At 63.9% G+C, this 20,388-nt stretch carries 14 protein-coding genes; 5 read left to right on the top strand and 9 right to left on the bottom strand.

Features of this window, described 5'->3' with window-relative positions; translation table 11 throughout:
* Positions 1-91 precede the first annotated feature (91 nt).
* The 5 genes from AC1DKD_RS18315 to AC1DKD_RS18335 all read left to right on the top strand — a co-directional run bounded on the left by AC1DKD_RS18315 (position 92) and on the right by AC1DKD_RS18335 (position 8,138).
* Entirely contained in the window at positions 92-2,899 is a 2,808-nt protein-coding gene (locus AC1DKD_RS18315; protein ID WP_477111965.1) for an aminotransferase class I/II-fold pyridoxal phosphate-dependent enzyme, read from the top strand.
* Between the two features lie 140 nt (positions 2,900-3,039).
* Positions 3,040-4,494 (top strand): biotin carboxylase, encoded by a 1,455-nt coding sequence (locus AC1DKD_RS18320; RefSeq protein ID WP_441633481.1) that lies wholly within the window; start codon positions 3,040-3,042, stop codon positions 4,492-4,494.
* Positions 4,495-4,521: 27 nt separating this feature from the next.
* Positions 4,522-5,586, top strand: coding sequence for a C45 family autoproteolytic acyltransferase/hydolase (locus tag AC1DKD_RS18325; RefSeq protein ID WP_477104348.1), 1,065 nt, complete (start codon positions 4,522-4,524; stop codon positions 5,584-5,586).
* 215 nt (positions 5,587-5,801) lie between these two features.
* Positions 5,802-7,115: a dicarboxylate/amino acid:cation symporter gene (locus AC1DKD_RS18330; protein WP_477104347.1), complete on the top strand. Its 1,314-nt coding sequence runs from the start codon at positions 5,802-5,804 to the stop codon at positions 7,113-7,115.
* A 90-nt stretch (positions 7,116-7,205) separates the two neighbouring features.
* On the top strand, positions 7,206-8,138 hold the full coding sequence (locus AC1DKD_RS18335) for an amino acid ABC transporter substrate-binding protein (RefSeq protein ID WP_441633475.1): 933 nt from the start codon (positions 7,206-7,208) through the stop codon (positions 8,136-8,138).
* Between the two features lie 339 nt (positions 8,139-8,477).
* Here the strand turns inward: AC1DKD_RS18335 and AC1DKD_RS18340 are convergent, their stop codons facing one another.
* The 9 genes from AC1DKD_RS18340 to AC1DKD_RS18380 all read right to left on the bottom strand — a co-directional run bounded on the left by AC1DKD_RS18340 (position 8,478) and on the right by AC1DKD_RS18380 (position 20,380).
* Positions 8,478-9,719: a polyhydroxyalkanoate depolymerase gene (locus AC1DKD_RS18340; protein ID WP_441633473.1), complete on the bottom strand. Its 1,242-nt coding sequence runs from the start codon at positions 9,717-9,719 to the stop codon at positions 8,478-8,480.
* 100 nt (positions 9,720-9,819) lie between these two features.
* A complete protein-coding gene (locus AC1DKD_RS18345; RefSeq protein WP_441633471.1) occupies positions 9,820-11,178 on the bottom strand; it encodes a sigma-54-dependent transcriptional regulator in 1,359 nt (452 codons plus the stop codon).
* The gene (locus tag AC1DKD_RS18350) at positions 11,175-12,947 is read right to left on the bottom strand and encodes an ATP-binding protein (RefSeq protein WP_441633469.1); all 1,773 of its coding nucleotides are present in this window, start codon (positions 12,945-12,947) and stop codon (positions 11,175-11,177) included. The genes AC1DKD_RS18345 and AC1DKD_RS18350 overlap by 4 nt, the downstream gene beginning before the upstream one ends.
* A gap of 217 nt (positions 12,948-13,164) precedes the next feature.
* Positions 13,165-14,160: a cytochrome d ubiquinol oxidase subunit II gene (locus tag AC1DKD_RS18355; RefSeq protein WP_477143547.1), complete on the bottom strand. Its 996-nt coding sequence runs from the start codon at positions 14,158-14,160 to the stop codon at positions 13,165-13,167.
* A gap of 5 nt (positions 14,161-14,165) precedes the next feature.
* Complete coding sequence (locus tag AC1DKD_RS18360) at positions 14,166-15,566, bottom strand: cytochrome ubiquinol oxidase subunit I (protein ID WP_441633467.1); 1,401 nt, start codon at positions 15,564-15,566, stop codon at positions 14,166-14,168.
* A 66-nt stretch (positions 15,567-15,632) separates the two neighbouring features.
* Positions 15,633-16,379 carry an acetoacetyl-CoA reductase gene (phbB, locus tag AC1DKD_RS18365; protein WP_441633465.1) on the bottom strand — a complete coding sequence of 249 codons (747 nt, stop codon included), beginning with the start codon at positions 16,377-16,379 and terminating at the stop codon, positions 15,633-15,635.
* A 28-nt stretch (positions 16,380-16,407) separates the two neighbouring features.
* Positions 16,408-17,583, bottom strand: a complete 1,176-nt coding sequence (locus AC1DKD_RS18370; protein ID WP_477143543.1) for an acetyl-CoA C-acetyltransferase — start codon at positions 17,581-17,583, stop codon at positions 16,408-16,410.
* A gap of 72 nt (positions 17,584-17,655) precedes the next feature.
* A complete protein-coding gene (locus tag AC1DKD_RS18375) occupies positions 17,656-19,014 on the bottom strand; it encodes an NAD(P)/FAD-dependent oxidoreductase (RefSeq protein WP_477143544.1) in 1,359 nt (452 codons plus the stop codon).
* A gap of 13 nt (positions 19,015-19,027) precedes the next feature.
* A complete protein-coding gene (locus AC1DKD_RS18380; protein WP_441633459.1) occupies positions 19,028-20,380 on the bottom strand; it encodes a dicarboxylate/amino acid:cation symporter in 1,353 nt (450 codons plus the stop codon).
* Positions 20,381-20,388 lie beyond the last annotated feature (8 nt).

Raw genomic sequence — 20,388 nt, forward strand, 5'->3', positions numbered from 1 at the left:
GGCACGCAGCACGGCACGCAAAGTAAAGACCGGGCAGAGTACTTCCCTGAACCGATACCGTAGCGTCTGGGAGATGCGCGCGGATGGTTGGATGAACCTGACCGACGATCTTGGACGGCTGGTCAATCTTGGGAAGGAGTGCAAGGAATTCATCGAGCGCCACGCCCGGGTGAAAGAGACGCTGACCACGCTTGAGCCGATCGAAAGGTTCTGGGCGTTTCCCGGGTACCGGCTGTTCGAGCAACTGATCCTCTGGTTCGAATCCGGTGACCTGATCCGGCTGAATATCGCGGTGCATCGCATCAATCGCATGCTGGCGAGCGATACCTATCGGCATCAGAAGCTGTCCCTGGATGCGGAATCGGAAGAGCCCTCCGAGATCGAGACCGAGGAGGAACTGCAGGCGCAGATCGCGCGGCCGTACTTTGAAGTGCTGATTGTCGACAATATGACGCGGGAAGACGAAGAAGCCCTGCGCCGGCGCGTGCAACGCAAGCAGCGCGTGGATGATCCCTTTGTCTGGGATATCGTTGTCGTGCCCAGTTTTGAAGATGCGCTGATTGCCACGCTGTTCAACTTCAATCTGCAGGCTTGCGTGATCCGGCATGGCTTTCCGTTCAAGTCGGAGTACGAGCTGGACCTGCTGCGCACGTTCCTGGAAGGCCTCGACGAGGGCATCGAAGAGCAACCCGAGTCCGAGCGTGGTCCTCTGCTGGGTCAGAAGATCGCGGAACTGCGGCCGGAGCTGGACCTGTACCTGGTCACGGACGTCAAGGCGGAAGAGATCGCGTCGCGCCTGGGTGAAGTCTTTCATCGGATCTTTTTCCGGGAAGAAGACCATACCGAGCTGTACATGTCGATCATGAAGGGCGTCTCGGAGCGCTACAAGACGCCGTTCTTCACCGCACTGAAGGAATACTCGAAGCAGCCGACGGGCGTGTTCCACGCCTTGCCCATCGCCCGCGGCAAGTCGATCATGAACTCCAACTGGATCCAGGACATGGCGCAGTTCTATGGCCTGAACCTGTTCATGGCCGAGACCTCGGCCACCTCCGGCGGGCTGGATTCGCTGCTCGATCCCATCGGCCCCATCAAGGTCGCGCAGGAGTATGCGGCCCGTGCCTTCGGCGCGCGGCGCACGTTCTTTGCCACCAACGGGACTTCCACGGCCAACAAGATCGTGGTCCAGGCGCTGATCAAGCCCGGCGACATCGTGATGGTGGACCGCAATTGCCACAAGTCGCACCACTACGGCATGGTGCTGGCGGGCGCCAAGGTCGCTTATCTCGACTCGTATCCGCTGGACGACTATTCGATGTATGGCGCGGTGCCGGTGTCCCAGATGAAGCGCACGCTGCTGCGCTTCAAGCAGGCAGGCACGCTCGACAAGGTGAAGATGGTCCTGCTCACCAACTGCACCTTCGATGGCGTGGTCTACGATGTGAAGCGGGTGATGGAGGAGTGCCTGGCAATCAAGCCGGATCTGATCTTCCTGTGGGACGAGGCCTGGTTCGCATTTGCGCGCTTTCACCCGACCTATCGCCAGCGTACCGGCATGGATTCCGCGTCGCGGCTGCGCCGCGAACTGGACAGCGAAGAGTACCGCCGCCGCTACGAAGCGTTCACCGAGTCGTTCTCCGGGACGGACTGGGACGATGAAGAGAAGGTCGTCGCGACGCGCCTGATGCCGGACCCGGATCGTGCGCGCGTGCGGGTCTACGCCACGCAATCCACCCACAAGACGCTGACCGCATTGCGGCAGGGGTCCATGATCCACGTCTGGGACCAGGATTTCAAGGACAAGGCCGAGGAAGCGTTTCATGAGGCATACATGACGCACACCTCAACCTCGCCGAACTACCAGATCCTGGCCTCGCTCGATGTCGGCCGCCGCCAGGTGGAGCTCGAAGGCTATGAACTGGTCCAGCGGCAGGTTGAACTGGCGATGACCTTGCGGGAATGGATTCATTCGCATCCGTTGCTGAAGAAGTACTTCCAGTTCCTCAATGTCTCGCGCGTGGTACCTGCCGCCTACCGGCCTTCGGGCATCGATGCGTACTACAGCCCCGAATCCGGCTGGGCGAATATGGAAGCCGCCTGGCGGGTCGACGAGTTCGCGCTGGATCCCACGCGCCTGACGCTGTCTATCGGCACATCCGGTATCGACGGCGACACCTTCAAGAACAAGTACTTGATGGACAAGTACGGCATCCAGATCAACAAGACCTCCAGGAATACGGTCCTGTTCATGACCAATATCGGCACCACGCGATCGTCCGTCGCCTACCTGATCGAGGTCTTGATCAAGATTGCCCGGGAGCTGGACGAGCGCACGGGGGATATGAGCATGATCGAGCGCCGCCTGCACGAAAAACGCGTGTCCTCGCTGACGAAGGAGCTGCCGCCGTTGCCGGACTTCTCGCATTTCCACTTCGCGTTTCGCAGCGTCTGCAACAGCGGCCAGATCGAGACGCCGGACGGCGATATCCGCAAGGCGTTCTTCATGTCCTACGACGAGGAGAACTGCGAGTACCTCAACATGGCCGAGGTGGCCAGGGCAATCGGCAAGGGGCGCGAAGTGGTATCGGCCTTGTTTGTCATCCCGTACCCGCCGGGATTCCCGATCCTGGTGCCGGGGCAGGTGATCAGCTCGGAAATCCTGGAGTTCATGCAAGCGTTGGATGTGCGCGAAATCCACGGCTACCGCCCGGAACTCGGGTTCCGCGTGTTCAACGATGGCGCGCTTCAACAGCTGGCGCTACAGGCCGCGGGTGAAGCCGCCGCAGCGGTTGCCGCCGCCGCGAAGGCGTCGGTTTCGACGGTCGTCGAGGTGTCCACGGCGACGGTGGATGAGGTTGCCTCGGCGGCGCCGGGAGACCGTCCGGCACCAAAAAAGTAGAGGCGCGGGAGGCCGGCATCGACGCCCGGCTTCCCGCGACAGAGCCGAAATCGAAAGAAGAAAAGTGCCGGACCTGGAATCCCAGGGGCCGCGGGATTCCCGCGTCCAGCCGGTGCGGCATTCGCCAGGAGAAAACCGCAATGGAAAAAGTCCGTAATGTGTCAGATCTGCGCCTGATGTTCCACCGGAACGAGAGGCCAATCTACTTTATCAGTGCCACGAACTTCAACCTCCTGGGCATCGACCAGTGGGTCAACCGCTTCAAGTACATCAACTACATCGACTGCTTCGACGGCCGCCATCCGAACGTCTTCGTCCCGCCAGCGCTGCCGCATGAAGAGTTCACCTCGATCGAGGATATCAACAACTATCTGCTCCAGCACAAGGATGTGGTGGAGTTGATCGAGCAGCGCGGCGGCAAGCCCGCCGCCACCTTCCTGATGTTCGACGAGAAGACGGAGGAGCTCGCCGACGAGCTGGGTCTCGACGTCTGGTTTCCCCCGGCGGCGCTGCGCAGCCGCTGCGACAACAAGATGGAAACCGTACGCATCGGCAACAAGGCCGGGGTGGCGTCGGTACCTAATGCGCTGGAGAAGGTCCAGAGCTATGCACATCTGATGCAGATCGCGGAACGTCACGGGCTGGGGCGCGATCTTGTGGTGCAAAGCGCATTCGGCGATTCCGGGCATACCACCTTTTTTATCGCGAACGAGGACGATTTCAACAAGCACAAGGATGAGATCGTCAACGACCCCGAAGTCAAGATCATGAAGCGCATCAACTGCCGGGGCGCGACGCTGGAAGCGTGCGCAACGCAGTCCGGCACGCTGGTCGGCCCGCTCCTGACGGAGGTGGTGGGCGCGCGGGAGCTGACCCCTTACAAGGGCGGCTGGTGCGGCAATGAGATCTTCCCTGGCGCCTTCTCCGAAGAGGTAAGGGCGAAGGCGCGCGACATGGCCTTCCGTTTCGGCAACCAGTTGCTGGAGGAGGGGTATCGCGGCTATTTCGATCTTGATTTCCTGATCGACGTCGATAGTGGCGAGGTGTATCTCGGCGAGCTGAATCCCCGCATCTGCGGCGCCAGCCCGATGACCAACCATGCGGCTTTCGCGTATGCGGATACGCCCCTGTTCCTGTTCCATCTGCTCGAGTTCTCGGGGGTGCCCTTCGATCTCAATGTGCGCGAGCTCAACGAGCGCTGGGCCGAGAAATCGTTTATCGACGGATGGTCCCAGCTCGTCATCAAGTACACCGATGACAATGTCGACGTGGTGACGCACGCGCCGCCGTCCGGCATCTACCGCATGGCTGCCGACAGCTCGGTGTCCTATCACCGCTTCGACTTCAACCGGCGCGAGATCGAGAGCGAGCGCGAGGCGTTCTTCCTGCGCATCACCGGTCCGGGCGACTACCGCTATGAGGGCGCGGACCTTGGCATCCTGATTACGCGCGGCCGCTCGATGGACGATGACTTCAAGCTCAACGAGCGCGCGCATCACTGGATCCGGGGCATCAAGCAGTACTACGCCGCCAAGCCCCTGGTGTCGTCGCAAGCCGAGATGGCGCCGCAGCCTGGTGCGTTCAAGATCTTGTAGGTCCAATCCCCCGGGGGTGAGACATTCATGCGTTGTACTTTCGAAGCGATCAGCGAGGATTTGCCCGGCGCGCAATGGCAGAACGTCTTCCGGCAGTTCTGGCCCGGATACCGGCAATGGTATCTGCGCGACGGGGACCGCGCCCGCCCGGGCTTCCTGATGTGTCGCAAAGCCTTGCGCAACCATATGCCGGAACTCGTTCCCACCTGGGAGCGGCTGGTTGAGCTTGCCGGCGGCGGCGACGTCGAGGCGCGTTTCCTGTCGATGTGGGGGCCGCCCCCCTACATCGCGGGTTGCGCACAGGCGGTCTGGTTGCCCGTGCCGGGCCGCCAGACCGCAGGCGCCACGCCGGCGCTACTGCGCAACTACGATTTCGCGCCAGCCCTGCTCGAAGGCGTGTGGCTCGCATCGAGATGGCATGGCCGTCGGGTCGTGGCGGTCAACGACTGCTTGTGGGGCGCGCTTGACGGCATCAACGAAAGCGGCCTTGCCGCTTCGCTGTCCTTCGGGGGCCGCCAGGCGGTCGGCCACGGCTTCGGCATTCCGCTGGTGCTGCGCTATGTGCTGGAGTTCGCCGAGAGCGTCGAGGATGCCGTGGAGATGCTCTCGCGCATTCCCGTGCACATGAGCTATACGGTGAGCCTGCTCGATCGCCGGGAGCACTGGGCCACGGTCTTCGTGACCCCGGACAAGCCGGTCGAAGTGGTACGCAAGCAGGCGGTGAGCAACCTGCAGCAGGGCGTCGAGTGGGCGGCGCACGCCACCGCGACGCGGGCCGAGATCAGGGAGGAAGCACTGGCGGTGGCGGTGCGGCAGGCCGAGGACTCCAAGGATGTCCTGCGCGCCTTGCTGCGGCCGCCCCTGCTTCAGACGTCCTACGGGCGCGGGCACGGCACTTTGTACACCGCGGTCTATCACCCCTATGACGGTTCCGTCGAAATGGTCTGGCCCGATTCCTTGTGGCGGCAATCATGCCAGCATTTCCTGCCGGGTGCCCGCATGATCGAGTTCGACCTGGAAGCCACGGCGCTGCCCCATGCGGTGGTGCCGGCACGCCGGTGGACGCTCGACGACGTCGGCAGCTTTCAATGAGCCTGGCGGGCGCGTAGCCATGGATGCATAGGAACGATCAAGTAGCGGCAAGGATGTGCAGCCAGGGTGCGCCCCGGCCACGCACCGGCCATCCATTACCTGGGACACAAGCAGGACGCGATCCGGACCGGACCGCGGGGGCCCCGTATTGCCTGCAAGACACGCGGTGGGTATCCACTGCGGATCACAGGCTGAAGAATATCCAAGGAGCAATCATGAAGAAGAAGCGTCCAATCACCACGTATATCGTCATTGCGATGATACTCGGCGTCCTTGTCGGCTACAGCTGTCACCAGGCATTCCCCGACCCCGGCACCGCCAAGGAGATCGCTGGCTATATCTCCGTCTTTACCGATATCTTCCTGCGGYTGATCAAGATGATCATCGCGCCGCTGGTGTTCTCGACGCTAGTGGTCGGCATCGCGCATATGGGCGACGCGAGCACGGTGGGCCGCGTTGGCGTGAAGGCGCTTGGCTGGTTTATCGTGGCTTCGTTCCTTTCGCTTTCGCTTGGGCTGGTACTCGCCACGGCCCTGCAGCCCGGACACAATATCGGCTTGCCGCTGCCGGACGTGGGCGCGGCGACCAATCTGAAGACCAACGCGTTCACGCTGAAAGACTTCATCACGCACCTGGTACCGAAGTCCGTGGCGGAGGCCATGGCCACCAATGAGATCCTGCAGATCGTGGTGTTCTCGATCTTCTTCGGCACCGCGCTGGCCGCGCTCGGGGAGACCGGCAAGCGGCTGGCCGGCGTGATCGACGATCTTGCGCAAACGATGCTCAAGATCACGGGCGCGGTGATGTGGATGGCGCCGCTGGCGGTGTTCGCGGCGATTGCCTCGACCGTGACCACGCAGGGCTTGGGCATCCTGATCACCTTCGCCAAGTTCATGGGCAGTTTCTACCTGGGTCTTCTGGTGCTCTGGGGCTTGCTGATCCTGGCTGGGGTCTTCTTCCTCGGCAAGCGGGTGTTCGCGCTGATCCGCCTGATCCGCGAACCCTTCCTGCTGTCGTTCTCCACCGCGAGTTCCGAGGCCGCTTACCCGAAGATGCTCGATGCGCTGGACCGCTTCGGGGTCAGCCGGAAGATCTCCAGCTTCGTGCTGCCAATGGGCTATTCGTTCAATCTGGACGGCACCATGATGTACTGCACGTTCGCCGTGCTGTTCATCGCCCAGGCGTACGACATTCATTTGCCGATCAGTACGCAGATCACCATGCTGCTGTTGCTGATGCTGACCTCCAAGGGCATGGCGGGTGTGCCGCGCGCATCGCTGGTGGTGATTGCGGCCACGCTGAACCAGTTCGGTATTCCGGAAGCCGGCCTGCTGTTGATCATGGGCGTCGACCAGTTCCTGGACATGGGGCGTTCGGCGACCAATGCAGTGGGCAATTCGATCGCCGCGGCGGTGGTTGCGAAATGGGAAGGCCAGCTGGCGAGCGAGTCGGAGCTGGAAGCCCAGGGCGGCGGAAATGTCCCGGATGCGCGGGCTCCGCTCGGCAAGCCGGGGGCGGCGCAGGCATAGCCGGTGCCGGTATCCGGGAGCAAACCGGGGCTGCCATATGCCATAGGCCATATCGGCAGCCTCGCGCCAACGATCAGCGTAGGAGAATCCATGCATTCCAACAAAGCACGCGGGCAAGGCCGATTCCGGCAAGCTGCGGTGTGGGCTGTCACCGCGCTGTGCGCGGTGCTCTTCACCGGAGCCGCTTTCGCGCAGCAGGCCGGGGAGCTTTCCGGTGCGCTCAAGAAGGCGAAGGAGGGCGGTACCCTGACGATTGCCTATCGCGAATCGTCCCTGCCGTTCTCATATCTCGACAAGCTGGGCAAACCTGTTGGCTATTCCATCGACATCTGCCGGGCGATCGTGCAGGCGGCGGCTGCCGAGGTGGGACGCGACGTGGGCATTCAATGGGTGGCGGTCACGTCGGAAAGCCGCTTCGACGCTGTCATCTCCGGCAAGGCCGACCTGGAGTGCGGCTCGACCACCAGGAACGGCGAGCGCCTGAAGCGCACGGCATTTTCCCCGGTGATCTTTGTCGCCGGGACCAAGCTTATGGTGCCGCGCGGCTCGCAGGTCAAGACCTTCCGGGACCTCAAGGGAAAGTCTGTCGTCGCCACCGGCGGTACTACCAATGTGGACGCGCTCGAACGGCTCTCCGCCCGTTTCGGCCTGCAGTTGAATATCATCAAGGCGCGGGATCACGCCGACGCTTTCCAGGTATTGCTGCACCATGGTGCGGATGCTTATGCGGGGGACGATGTGTTGCTGTAYGGCTTTCTCAGCGGCGGTCCGGCGGCGGGGAAGTTTGTGGTGACGCGCGATTTCCTTTCGTACGACCCTTACGCGATCATGTTCCGCAAGGGCGATCCGCAGTTTGCCGCCGTGGTCGACAAGGCTGTCCGGGATCTTGCCGCGTCCGGGGAGTTGGAACGAATGTACAAGCAATGGTTCATGGACAAGCTGCCCACCGGCGAGCGCCTGGGCTTGCCGATGAGCGCGCAGCTCGATGAACTCATTCGCGCGACGCCGGATCGGGCGGAATAAGCGATGCGGCATGGCGGGACGGTCAGTCCCTCGCGCCATTCGGACGAATGATGAACAAGACAGAGCTTCTCTCAAGAATGGCGACGGGAGCCCGCCTGCGCATTTCGTGCAATCCCTGGGGCGTCCCGATCCAGGGGGCCTTCCTCGATGAGCCGGGGAGGCCGGGGGGACTGCTGCATATTCCGCAGTGGCAGATCCTCCGGCTGGTTCGTTCCGGCCTGCTGCGCTGGAGGCGCGAGCCACGGGCGGCGTCCAGCGAGCTGATTCTCAGCGCTTCCGGCCTGGCCGCCGCCAGCCGGAAGCCCGTTCCCCGGTAGCCGGGGAGCGGGGTCCCGCGGCTCAGCGGTGCCTGGCGATGAAATCGCGCAACTGCGGATAGATCTCCTCGCGCCACCGCCGTCCCGAAAAAATGCCGTAGTGACCGCAACCCGCCGCGGTGATGTGCTGTTTGCGCGTGGCCGGAATGCCGGCGCACAGGGCATGTGCGGCGGCTGTCTGGCCCGCACCTGTAATATCGTCCAGTTCCCCCTCGATGGTCAGTAGCGCCGCGCCCTTGATGTCAGCGGGGCGCACCGGCTTGCCATCGATTTCCCAGGTGCCTTCGGCAAGCCGGAATTCCTGGAACACGTCACGGATGGTGTCCAGGTAGTACTCGGCCGCCATGTCGAGGACGGCGTTGTACTCGTCATAGAAACTCACATGCGCCTGGGCGTCGTCGAGATCGCCCTCGACGAGGTTGCGGTAGTAGTCGTAGTGCGAGGAGAGGTGACGGTCGGGATTTGTCGCTACAAAGCCGGCATGCTGCAGGAACCCCGGGTAGACCTTGCGCCCGTGGCCCGGATAGTTGGCCGGCACGGTATGGATCACATTGTTCTCGAACCACCCGAAGGACTTGTCGGTGGCCAGCGTGTTCACCGCGGTCGGGCTGCGGCGCGCGTCGATCGGGCCGCCCATCATCGTCATGGTCCTGGGCGTCGTCTCGCCCGCCGAAGCCAGCAGGGAAATGGCCGCCAGCACGGGCACCGCTGGCTGGCATACCGAGATCACGTGCAGCTTCTCCGCGCCGATGTGACGGATAAAGTCCTGTATGTAGCGGACATAGTCGGTCAGGTGGAAGGCGCCTTCCTCGACGGGCACCATGCGGGCATCGACCCAGTCGGTCACATAGACCTTGTGGTTGCGCAGCAAGGTCCGCACCGTATCGCGCAACAGCGTCGCATGGTGGCCGGATAGCGGGGCGCACACCAGCACCACGGGCTCGTCCTTCAGCAGCCGGATGGTCGCAGGATCATCCGCATAGCGCTTGAAGCGTAGCAATTTGCAGAACGGCTTCTGGACAATGGTCTGCTCCACGATCGGGACGTCCCGATCGTGGCATTGCACCGACTTGATATCGAACGAGGGCTTCTTGTAATCCTTGCCCAGCCGGTAGAGCAGTTCATAGCCAGCCGCCAGCCGCGTGGCGCAAGGCACGAGCGAGAGCGGACTGAGGGGGTTGGTGAGGGTCCGCGACGTCGCTTGCGCCAGGGCGGTAAGCGGCAGCAGCATGGCGCTCTTGAGTTCGTGGAACTGGTACAGCATGAGAAATGCCTTGTGAAGATCTAGTGTGAGAAACGGGCCGGATTGCCGGCGTCAGCCGGCCGGCGGCGGGAAACGGATATGGGCTGGCGGAGTTCGGCCGCTACTCCTCCGCCTGCACCTTGTCGTAAGCGATCTGGAGCCGGCGCAGCTTGGAGTACAGCGTCTGCTTCGGTATGGACAGTGCCTTCGCGGTGGCGGCGACATCGCAGTTGTGGCGCTTGAGTTCCTCCATGACAACGACCCGTTCGAACTGCTCGAGCTGCTCGGGCAGGCTGTTGCCGGGTTCGCTGTGGCTGTGATGCAGATCGAAATCGTCGGACAAGAGGCCGAGCACGAAGCGGTCGGCGACATTGCGCAGCTCCCGCACATTGCCCGGCCAGGAATGGGATAGCAGCACGTCGAACTGGGCGTTCTCGAGCACAGGCGCCGGACGGCCGAAGCGCGTTGCCGCCTGCAGGATGAGGTGCTCGAACAGCAGCGGGATGTCTTCGCGGCGCTCGCGCAGGGGCGGCAGGTCGATGAAGGCGACGCCAATGCGATAGTACAGGTCGGCACGGAACTTCTTTTGCTCGCTGAGCAGTTTCAGGTCCTCCTTGCTGGCGGCGATCACGCGGCAATCCACCGCGATGGATTCGTTGGAGCCCACGCGCTCGATGGATCGCTCCTGCAGCGCCCGCAGGAACTTGACCTGCACCGACAACGGCATGCTCTCGATTTCGTCGAGGAACAGCGTCCCGCCTTGTGCATGCTCGAACTTGCCGCAGCGGCGGCGCGTGGCGCCGGTGAACGAGCCGACCTCGTGCCCGAACAGTTCGCTTTCGGCCAGCGCCTCCGGCAAGCCGCCGCAATTCAATGGCACGAAGTTGGCGCTCCGGCGCGCGCTGTGGTCATGTAGGCAGCGCGCGACGAGATCCTTGCCGGTCCCCGTCTCTCCGTAGATCACCACATCGGCGGGCGCATTGGCGAGGGCGCGTACCGCGCGGCGCACGCGCTCCATCTGGGCGGAACGGCCGATCAGGCAGGCCTGGATCCCGCGCCAGCCCTCCAGTTGCTCGCGCAGGCCGCGGACCTCCAGGCTGAGCTTGCGGCGGTCGGCCGCGCGCCTGACCACAGACACAAGATGATCGGACGAGCACGGTTTCTCGATAAAGTCATAGGCGCCCACGCGCATGGCTTGCACGGCCATGGAGATATCGCCATGGCCGGTCATCAGGATCACGGGCAGGTCGCTGTCGAGGCCCAGCAGCTCGCTTAGCCAGGCCACGCCGCTGATCCCCGGCAGCTTGACATCGCATACCACCACGGCGGGCGCGCCGAGGCTGATGCTGCTGCGCGCCTGCTCGACCGAGGCGAAGCCGTCGACCTCGAACCCTGCCAGCTCAAGTGCCTGCGAGCTGCCTATCAGCACATCCTCTTCGTCCTCGACGAAGATCACGCGGATGGGATGGGTGTCGGTCATTGATGTTCCCCTTTGGTGGGCGGCGCCAGCGGCAATTCGACGACGAATTCGGCACCTCCCTGCGCCAGGTTGCGGGCATACAAGCGGCCGCCGAACTCGCGCACGATGTGCGCCGAGATCATCAGGCCGAGTCCCAGGCCCTTGCCCGCCGGCTTGGTTGTCACGAATGGTTCGAACAGGCGCGGCAGCACATCGGGATGGATGCCGGCGCCCGAGTCGCGGATGGTGAGCTGGCATTGCCCCTCGTGCGCGGCCGCGTGGATGTCGATCCGCCTGGCCGCAGCGTCCGACAACGCATCCGCGGCATTGCCCAGCAGGTTAATCAGGACCTGCTCCACGCGTACGTCGTCGGCCAGCACGCTGATGTCATCCGGGGCAATCGCTACGTTGACGGTGATATCCAGTTCCCGCATCCGGCTGGTCACGACAAAGAGCGCGTCCTGTATCACCTGCCGTACTACGACCGGCCGCAAGGGTTCCTGGGACTTGTGCGCAAACACTTTCAGCTGTTGCGTCAGGCGGCCAAGACGGTTGATGAGGTTGGCAATGCGCTGGAGGTTGCCCGCGGCATCCTTGAGCCTGCCTTTTTCCAGCAGCACGGCAGCGTTGTCCGACAGCGTGCGCATTGCCGCCAGGGGCTGGTTCAGCTCGTGCACGACCCCGGCGGACATCTGCCCGAGCGCGGCCAGCTTGCCGGCATGGACGAGGTCGCTTTGCAGCGCGCGCAGTTCGGCCGTGCGTTCGAGCACCTTGGCCTCTAGGCTATCGTGGGCTTCCCGCAGCGCGCGCTGCGCGGCCTTTTGCTGTTGGGCGGCGCGCCGGCGCTGGGCAACGACGAGGATCAGCAGCAGCAGGACCATGCAGGCCAGCAGGGCGCCGATGGCGGCATTGCGGGCGAGTGTGCGCGCGGGCAGTTCGTCGTCCAGCAGCACGATGCGCCAGAGGCCGTGGTTCACCGTGCGCTCGGACGCCAGGTAGTCCACGGCATCCAGATGCACGCGGCGGGTGTGTTCGTCCAGCCTGGCGCGTACCTGCCATTCCAGCGGCATCAGGTCGGATTTGCCATAGGTTCGCGCCTGCGCGGCCTCGGCCAGCATTGCCGCCGTCATGGGCGCCAGGGGCCGCAGCCGCCATTGCGGCAGCGAGGCCAGGATCACCACATCGCGTGCGTCGACGACAAGAACCTTGCCGGGAATCTGTATCCAGTTCCGCTCCACGGCGTCGAGGTTGACCTTGACCGTGGCGACGCCGCGCTGCGTGCCGCCTTGCTGCAGCGCGTACGCGAGATAGTAGCCGGGCCGGCCGGAAGTAAACCCGACGCCATAGAAGCGGCCCTGGCCGTGCGCGAGCGCATCCCGCATGTAGGGGCGGAACGAAAGGTCGGCGCCCACTGGCGTTCCCGGCTGGTCCCAGTCCGCGGCGGCCAGCGTCATGCCGGAGCGTTGCGTCACGTACAGGTTGTCGGCGCCGGCGGTCGCGGTGATGCCGTGCAGGTAGCGGCTGACCTGATGTTTCAGCGCCGCGTCTTCGGGCCGGGCGAGCAGGTCGAAGACTTCGGTGGTGGATTCCAGCAGCGAGGGCAGGTAGTCGAACCGCGACAGTTCACCGTCCAGCCGTGCGGCGACGACGTCAAGCCGATGCTGTGCCGCAACGCGCAATTGATCGAGACCGACGCGCAACGCCATGGCATAGGAGAGCCAGGCGGACAGAGCGATCGCAATCAATGCCATACCGCACCCGATCATCATGCGCATACGGCCCAGATTCATGTCGCGTGCCCTTTCTCCGCGGTCCTCGAACTCGCAGGATGGTTCGTCCCGGTACTGGGGGGGGAGGTACAACCCTTGTCCGCCCTGATACAAGTCATGCAAGTCATGCAAATCAGGATGATCAAGTGTACTCCCGGAACCTCCCCGGGCAGCACCCGGGTAGAACCCGAAGACAGGATCTTGCGCGGTGTCGCGATGCAGCATTCTTGCGGCCCGGCTAAGCGTAGTGGAGTTCGCGCGTCTTGCCGCGGAACACCCGGTACGAGAACACCGTGTAGCCGGCGATCGCGGGCACCGAGATGCAAACGCCCACCAGGATCACCTTCAGGGCTTCCGGGCTGCTGGCGGCCTGCCAGATCGTCAAGCGGTGGATGACGACATAGGGGAAGATGCTGTAGGCCAGGCCGATGAAGCTGAGTACAAAGACAGCGATCAGCAGCACGAAGGGCAGCCAAGCCACAGGCCCGCGCACCAGCCGGGTCTTCAGCAACAAGCGCACGGCCATCAGCATGACGCCGGTTGCCATCGGGATGGCAAGCAGCGCGATGATCTGCGGCAGCACGAACCAGCGCTCGCGCACCACGGCGCTGATCCAGGGGGTGGCCACGGAGATCAGCGCGAGTCCGCAGGCCATTGGCGCCCATGCGATCTTCGCCCACTGTATGGCGCGCTGCTGCAGTTCGCCCTCCGTTTTCATGATGAGCCAGCACGCGCCGAGCAGCACATAGGCCATGGGCAGCGCAATGGCGATGGCCGCCGCGAACAGCGGGTAGTTCCAGCCGTTGCCGAAGCCGCTGATGTAGCGGCCCAGCATCCAGCCCTGCGAGACCGATGCCAGGGTCGAGCCGGCGAAGAAGAGCCTGTCCCACATCGGCTTGTGCGCGCTCCTCACCTTGACGCGGAAGTCGAACGCCACGCCGCGCAGGATCAGGCCGACCAGCATCAGCGTGACCGGCAGGTAAAGCGCGGTCAATATCAAACCGTGCGCCTTGGGGAAAGCCACCAGCAAGATGCCGACGCCGAGCACAAGCCAGGTCTCGTTGGCATCCCAGAACGGACCGATCGAAGCCACCATGACAYCCTTCTCGGCGGGCGTGGCCCGGTGCATCAGCATGCCGACCCCGAGATCGTAGCCGTCGCTGATCACGTAGACCAGCATGGCCACGCCCATCAGCGCCATGAAGATGACAGGCAGGGCGTCGTCTAGACGCATCCAGGTCATAGGGGGCTCCCGGTTGGCAAGGCATGTGGGGCAACAGCGCCGGATGGCGTGGCGGGCTGCGCGGCCGCATCGCCGCCAGGCAGCGCCTCCGGCTTTTCCGCCAGGTACTTCAGTACGCTGACATAGGCAACGATCAGCGCCAGGTAGACCGCGACGAACAGGGACAGCGTCAGTGCGATATGCGGCGCCGGCACGTTCGACGCTACGTCGGCGGTGCGTACCAGGCCGTGGACGATATAGGGTTGGCGGCCGATCTCGGTGACGTACCAGCCGGCCACCGTGGCAATCCAGCCGGAGAAGGTCATGCCCGCAAAGCCCCATAGCAGCGCGCGCGGCAGGCGGTGCGGCTGCCAGCCGGCGCGGCGGTAAAGCCACCAGCCCAGCCAGCTGCTGGCCAGCATCAGCATCCCCATGCCCACCATCACGCGGAAGGCGAAGAACAGCGGCAGGACGGGCGGATGCGCATCGAACGTATTCAGGCCGCGAATCTCGCCGTCCGGGTGATGCGTCAGGATCAGGCTGGCCAGCTTGGGGATCTCGATCGCCGCGTGATTCGTACGCAACTTCTCGTCGGGGATGGCAAACAGCAGCAAGGGTGCGCCACGCTCCGTGTCCCAAACGCCTTCCATTGCGGCGATCTTTTGCGGCTGGTGTTCGAGTGTGTTCAGGCCGTGCATGTCACCCACGGCGATCTGCAACGGGATCGCAGCGGCGGCGAGCGTCAGTCCGACGCGCAAGACCCTGGGCGCCGATAGCGGCGCCGTGCCCCTGAGCAATTGCCAGGCACTCAGYCCCGCGAGCAGGAAGGCGCAGGTCAGAGTGGAAGCGAGCAGCACGTGCGCGAAGCGGTAGGGGAAGGAGGGGTTGAAGATGACCTCGATCCAGCTCCTGACGTGGAACTCGCCATTGACGATTTCGTAGCCTTGCGGCGTCTGCATCCAGGAATTAAGCGCCAGGATCCAGAAGGCGCTGAGCGTGGTGCCGAACGCAACGAAGAAGGTGGACAGCAGGTGGACACGTTCGCTCACCTTGCCGTGCCCGAACAGCATCACGCCGAGAAAGCCGGCTTCGAGAAAGAACGCGGTCAGCACCTCGTAGGCAAGCAGGGGCCCGGCAATGTTGCCCACCGTTTCCATGAAACCCGGCCAGTTGGTGCCGAACTGGAAGCTCATGGTGATGCCGCTGACCACGCCCAGCGCAAAGGTCAGGGCGAACACCTTGGTCCAGAAGCGATAGGCATTCAGCCATGCATGGCGGACCTGTGGCTTGTCGCTGGCGAGGTAGCGCCAGCGGAAGAACAGCAACAGCCAGCCCAGCCCGATGCTGATGGTCGGGAACAGGATATGGAAGGTGATGTTGGCCGCGAACTGCGTGCGTGCCAGCAGGATGGGATCCATGTGTCCGGGTCTCCTCCGTGGGGGGATGATGGGGACGCTGCGAAAGGCGCGGCGTCCCGTTGCGCGTCACTGCATATGCTGCCCACCGTTGATGGCGATATTGGCGCCGGTCACGAAGGCGGCTTCCTCGGAGGCCAGGTAGATGATCAGGCCCGCCACTTCCTCCGGCTTGCCCAGCCGGCCCACCGGAATTTGCGGCAGGATCTTCGTGTTCAGGATGTCCTCGGGAATGGCGGTGACCATCTTGGTGCCGATATAGCCCGGGGAAATGGTGTTGACCGTGACGCCCTTCCTGGCCACTTCCAATGCCAGGGCCTTGGTGAAACCATGCACGCCGGCTTTCGCCGCCGAGTAGTTGGTCTGGCCGAAGGCGCCTTTGGAGCCGTTGACCGACGACACGTTGACGATACGGCCCCAGCCGCGCTCCACCATGCCATCGGCCACTTGCTTGCTCATATTGAACAGGCTGTCCAGGTTGGTGCGCAGTACGGTGTCCCAGTTGACCTTGTCCATCTTCTTGAAGGTCATGTCGCGCGTGATGCCGGCGTTGTTGATGAGCACGTCGACCGGGCCGGCCTGCTCCACGACCGCTGCCACAGCTTGCGCGCATGAGTCGATGTCGGCCACGTCGCAGGGGACCGCAAGGATGTCGTACCCGCGTGCCTTCATCTGCTGAACCCATTCGCCATGCGTGGTATTGCCGGGCGAATAGGTCACCGCGACCCTGTAGCCGGCATCGGCCATCTTGGTCGAAATGGTTTCGCCAAGGCCGCCCATGCCGCCCGTGATCAGTACTACGTGTTGCTTGCTCATGTTTTTCTCCTTGTTGTGGGATGCTGTCTTAGCGCTCGATGGCCAGCGCCACGCCCATGCCGCCGCCGATGCAGAGCGAGGCCAGGCCGCGTTTGGCGTCGCGGCGGACCATTTCATGAAGCAGCGTGACCAGGATGCGGCAGCCGGAAGCGCCGATGGGGTGCCCGATGGCGATGGCGCCGCCGTTGACGTTGATCTTGCGGGTGTCCCAGTCCATTTCCTGGTTGACCGCGCAGGCTTGCGCCGCGAAGGCCTCGTTGATTTCCAYCAGGTCSAGGTCGTTGACGATCCAGCCCGCTTTGTGCAAACAGCGCTGCGAAGCCGGCACCGGACCCATGCCCATGATGGTGGGATCGATCCCTGCCGACGCGTAGGCCGCGATGCGCGCCAGCGGGGTCAGGCCCAGTTCGCGCGCCTTGCTCGCCGACATCAGCAACACCGCCGCCGCGCCGTCGTTCAGCCCGGACGCGTTGCCGGCGGTGACGGTGCCCGCCTTGTCGAAGGCAGGCCGCAGGCCCGCCAGGGCTTCGGCCGTGGTGCCGTGCTTGATGAACTCGTCGCTATCGAATACCACCGTGCCTTTCTTTGAGACGATGGAGACGGGCACGATCTCGTCCTTGAACTTGCCGGCCTTCTGCGCGGCCTCGGCCTTCTGCTGCGATGCGGCCGCGAACTCGTCCTGCTGGGTGCGCGAGATGTTGTAGGCCTTGGCCACGTTCTCGGCCGTGGTGCCCATGTGATACTGGTTGTACACGTCCCACAGGCCATCGACGATCATCGAGTCCGTCAGCTTCCAGTCGCCCATGCGCTGGCCGTCGCGAGAACCCAGGAGCACGTGCGGCGAAGCGCTCATGTTCTCCTGGCCGCCGGCGATGACGATGTCGGCATCGCCGCATTTGATGGCCTGGGCCGCCAGGTGTACCGCCTTCAGGCCGGAGCCGCAGACCTTGCCGATGGTCATGGCGGGCACGCCGACCGGCAGCCCCGCCTTGACCCCAGCCTGCCGTGCGGGATTTTGCCCACTGCCTGCGGTCAGCACCTGGCCGAGCAGGACCTCGTCGACCAGTTCCGGCTTCAGGCCGCTTCGCTCCAGCAAGGCCTTGATCACGGTAGCACCGAGTTCCGGGGCCGGGACCTTGGACAGCGAACCGCCAAACTTGCCGACCGCGGTTCTGGCGGCGGCAACGATAACGACGTCTTCCATACGATTCTCCTGCGTAGAAAAAGAGGGACTGACGGACCGGCCGGATGTCGCCGCCCGATCCTGGAATGGAACTCAGTGCAGCTTCACATGGGGTTCCGTGCGCCGGACGATCGAGCGGGCCAGCGTGTCGAGCGCGACCTTGGYGAACCCATGCAGTGCCAGCTCGTGCATCTTGTAGAGCGACAGGTACATCAGCCTGGCGAAGCGGCCCTCGACCATCATGCTGCCGCCGATGGGCCCCCCCATCATGCTGCCCACCGTGCTGAACCCGCCCAGGGATACCAGGGAACCGAAGTCGCGGTAGCGGTAGTCCGTCAGCGGCTTGCCGGCCATGCGGCGGCGGATCTGCTTGACCATGTGCGAAGCCTGCTGGTGCGCGGCTTGCGCGCGCGGCGGCACGAAGCCCCCCTTGCCTTGATTGGCCTCGGGCCAGGCGCAGGCAGCGCAATCCCCGATGGCGAAGATGTTGTCGTCGCGGCTGGTCTGCAGCGTCGGCCGGACCATCAACTGGTTGACGCGATTGGTCTCCAGGCCCGCGATATCCCTGAGGAAATCAGGCGCTTTCACGCCCGCCGCCCACACGACCAGTTCCGCCGCGAGGCGCTGGCCATCGCCGAGCAGTACGCCATCGGACAGCACCTCGGCGACCTTGGCGCCGGTCAGCACCTCCACGCCGAGCTTGCGCAGCAGGGCTTCCGTGGCGCTCGACAAGCGCGGGGGCAAGGCCGGCAGCACGCGGGGCGCGGCCTCGATCAGGGTGACCCGGATGTCCTTGTCCGCATCGACGCGGTCCAGGCCGAAGGCCACAACCTCGCGCGTGGTGCGGTGCAGTTCCGCCGCCAGTTCTACCCCCGTCGCGCCGGCGCCGATGATGGCGACGTGGAGTTGCTGGGCCAGCAGGGGCGTGGCCTGCGCGTGCGCGCGGATGCAGGCATTGACCATGCGCGAGTGAAAGCGCAGCGCGTCGGCGGGACATTCCAGCCGCATGGCGTGCTCATAGACGCCGGGCGTGCCGAAGTCATTGCTTTGGCTGCCGACGGAGATGACCAGGGTGTCGTAGCCAAAGGTGCGTTGCGGTGTGATCTGGTGTCCTTCATGGTCGACGTAGGGCGCCACGAGCACCTCGCGGCGTTCCCGGTCCAGGCCCACCATTTCCCCGACGCGGTAGCGGAAGTGATGCCAATGCGATTGCGCCAGGTAGCCCACCTCGTGGGCACTCATGTCCATGCTGCCGGCGGCGATCTCGTGCAGCTTGGGCTTCCACACATGGGTGCGGGTCTTCTCGATCAGGGTGACTTCGGCGTGTCCGCGCCGGCCGAGCGTGTCGCCCAGCCGCGTGGCCAGTTCAAGTCCGCCCGCGCCGCCGCCGACGATGACGATGCGATGGGGCCACGCCGTGGACGGGCTCCGATGGTTGGGGGCTGATGTCATCACGGTCCGCCGTTCACCGGTTCAATGTGGTACTGGCAACCGGCATGTGCGTCGCGGCCTGGTCGAGCACCACCTCGGGGTCGTCGGCCTCGCTGTCCGACTCGTTGTCCAGCGTGCGATGCATCCGTTCGACATCTAGGTCGCCGGTCCATTTAGCCACCACCACCGTGGCCACGCCGTTGCCGATCAGGTTGGTCAGGGCGCGCGCCTCCGACATGAAGCGGTCGATGCCGAGGATCAGGGCAAGGCCTGCTACCGGGACATGCCCGACCGCCGACAGCGTGGCCGCCAGCACGATGAAGCCGCTGCCGGTGACGCCGGCAGCGCCCTTGGACGTGAGCAGCAGCACCGCCAGCAGCGTGAGTTGCTGCGTCAGGCTCATGTCGGTGTTGGTTGCCTGGGCGATGAACACCGCCGCCATGGTCAGGTAGATGGAGGTGCCATCCAGGTTGAAGGAGTAGCCGGTCGGGATCACCAGCCCGACGACAGACTTGCGGGCACCCAGGTTCTCGAGCTTGGCCATCATGCGCGGCAGCACCGATTCCGACGAAGACGTGCCCAGCACGATCAGCAGTTCTTCCTTGATGTACCTGATGAATTTCCAGATCGAGAAGCCGTGGGCTCGTGCGATCCCGCCAAGCACGATAAAGATGAAGAACAGGCARGTCGCATAGAACGTCGCCATCAACTGGCCCAGTTGCAGCAGCGAACCCACGCCATACTTGCCGATGGTGAAGGCCATGGCACCGAACGCCCCGATGGGCGCGACCTTCATGATGTATCCGACGATGGTGAACAGCACGTGCGAGAACTTCTCGATGAAGTCGAACACCAGCGTGCCGCGCCCGCCGAACTTATGCAGGGCGAAACCGAACATCACCGCGAACAGCAGCACCTGGAGAATCTCACCCTTGGCGAAGGCGTCCACCACGGTGTTCGGGATCACGTGCAGCAGGAAGTCCACCGTGCCCTGCATCTTGCCGGGCTCGGTATAGGCGGCGATGCTCTTGGTGTCGAGGGTGCTGACGTCCACGTTCATGCCGGCGCCCGGCTTGACGATGTTGATGATCACCAGGCCCACCACCAGCGCGACGCCGCTGACGATCTCGAAGTACAGCAGCGCCAGCCCGCCGGTCTTGCCGACCTTCTTCATGTCCTCCATCCCGGCGATACCCACCACGACCGTGCAGAAGATGATCGGTGCGATGATCATCTTGATCAGCTTGATAAAACCATCGCCCAGCGGCTTCATCGCCTCGCCGGTCTGCGGGTAGAAGTGGCCCAGGATGACGCCGATGACGATCGCGGTGATGACCTGGAAATAGAGGGATCTGTAGAACGGCTTCGGATGATTGTCTTTGTCCATGGTGGTCT

The sequence above is a fragment of the Cupriavidus sp. 05T313 genome (assembly GCF_056396665.1).